Annotated in this window: 2 protein-coding genes and 1 pseudogene; 2 read left to right on the plus strand and 1 reads right to left on the minus strand. The window is 74.5% G+C overall.

Annotation, left to right across the window (positions count from 1 at the left end):
* Both AC2W7A_RS12015 and AC2W7A_RS12020 read left to right on the plus strand, forming a co-directional pair.
* On the plus strand, window positions 1–1121 hold a 1121-nt coding region (locus AC2W7A_RS12015), incomplete at its 5' end, for an NHL repeat-containing protein (protein WP_485991545.1).
* Window positions 1122–1193: 72 nt separating this feature from the next.
* Window positions 1194–1670, plus strand: a complete 477-nt coding sequence (locus AC2W7A_RS12020) for a flavodoxin domain-containing protein (protein WP_485991546.1) — start codon at window positions 1194–1196, stop codon at window positions 1668–1670.
* 102 nt (window positions 1671–1772) lie between these two features.
* Here the strand turns inward: AC2W7A_RS12020 and AC2W7A_RS12025 are convergent.
* Window positions 1773–1924, minus strand: a pseudogene (locus AC2W7A_RS12025) (helicase HerA-like domain-containing protein); the annotation flags it as partial.

Genomic DNA, 1924 nt, shown 5'->3' on the forward strand with positions numbered 1-1924 from the left:
GGCCCCGGGCGAGGGCGCGGTGCCCGCGGACGGGGGAGGGCGCCGTCGTCGAGCTCGGCCCGCTGCCGGGGGCGCCGACCTCCCTGTCCATCTCCTCCCCGTGGGACGTGGTGTGGGACGAGGCGGCCGGCCACGTGGTGATCGCCATGGCCGGCACCCACCAGCTGCACGCCTACGACCCGGTGGCCGACGAGCTGTCCCTGTTCGCCGGCACCGGTCTGGAGGGCCTGACCGACGGCCCGGCGGAGCGGTCCTGGTTCGCCCAGTCCTCCGGCCTGGCCGTGGACGCGGACGGCACCCTCTGGGTGGCCGACTCCGAGACCTCCGCGCTGCGCACCGTCACCGGCGCGGCGGGGGAGCGGACCGTGTCCTCCCCGGTGGGCACCGGACTGTTCGACTTCGGCTACGTGGACGGCCCCGCCGAGCAGGCCCGCCTGCAGCACCCGCTCGGGGTGACCGCCCTGCCGGACGGCTCCGTCCTGGTGGCGGACACCTACAACGGCGCGATCCGCCGCTACACCCCGGCCGGCACGGACGCCGCCGGCCGCGAGACCCAGGCCGGGCTGTCCACCGTGGCACGCGGCCTGGCCGAGCCCTCCGACGTGCTCGTGGAGACGGACGCGGAGGGCGACGCGGTCTCGATCGTGGTGGTGGAGACCAACGCGCACCGCCTCGAGCGGATCGCCGTGCCGGACGAGTACCTCACCGTGGACGAGGGCGCCCGCCAGACCCAGCGTCCGCGCACCCCCGTGGCGGCCGGCGAGTTCGGGCTCGCCGTGGGCTTCGCCGCCCCCACCGGCCAGAAGCTCGACGACCGCTGGGGCGACCCCACCCAGCTGAAGGTCTCGGCCTCCCCGGAGGAGCTGCTGCTCGAGGGCGCCGGGACCTCCAGCGGGCTGACCCGCACGCTGCGGCTGAACCCGGACGTGGCCGAGGGCGTCCTGCACATCACCGCCCGCGCCGCCGCGTGCGACGGGGAGCAGGGACAGCCCATCCCGGACCACGCCGCCTGCCACCTGTACCAGCAGGACTGGGGCATCCCCGTGACGGTGCACGCCGCCGAGGCCGCGCCGGAGGGGGCGGAGACCCGCCTGGACCTGGACCTGCGCGGGATACACTGAGGGCGAAGGCCCGGCCCCGGCGGCGGGGCCGTTCGGAGAATCGTCCCCCGACACCGAAGGCTTCCTGAACCCATGACCACTCTCTTCGTCACCTCGTCCTCCCACGGCTCCACCCGGGAGATCGCCGAGCGTGCGGCCCAGGTCCTGCGCTCCAAGCAGGCCGTGAAGACCGTCGTCGAGGACGTGGCCGGCGCCGCGGCCTGGATGGACACCGCGGACGCCGTGGTGGTCTGCGCCCCGGTCTACTCCGGCAAGCTGGCCGCGGACGCCAAGCACTTCCTGGACTCCCGCCGCGCCGAGCTGACCGAGAAGCCGCTGAACATCATCGTCTCCGGCGGCTCCCCGGAGCTGGACGCCGAGCTGCGCGCCCAGCTGGAGTCCTACCGCCCGCGCTCCGTGAAGTACTTCCGGGGCGCCGTGGTGGAGGAGCGCCTCGGCTTCCTGGACAAGCTGAAGATCAAGCTCGCCAAGGGCCAGTACGGCGACTTCCGCGACTGGAAGGCGATCGAGGCGCACGCCTCCTCGCTGGCCAACCACGGCGCCTCCTGAGCGGACGCCACCTGACGGCTTGAGGGCGTTCCTTCCCGGAATTCCACGCGGGATTCCCGGAAGGAACGCCCTCACTCTGTGTCGCGGGGCCTCGGCCGGTCAGCCGCCCAGGGCGAGGAACTCCACCGGGCAGCCCTCCGGGGCCCAGTCCATGCCGGTGGCCGCGGTGCGCTCGGCCAGCTTCGCGGAGGCTCGCCCGGGGTGGCCAGGCCGGAGAGGTCGCCCTTGACGTCCGCCAGGAACACCGGCACGCC

It is taken from the genome of Micrococcus sp. LASM2_SD2, assembly GCF_057364565.1.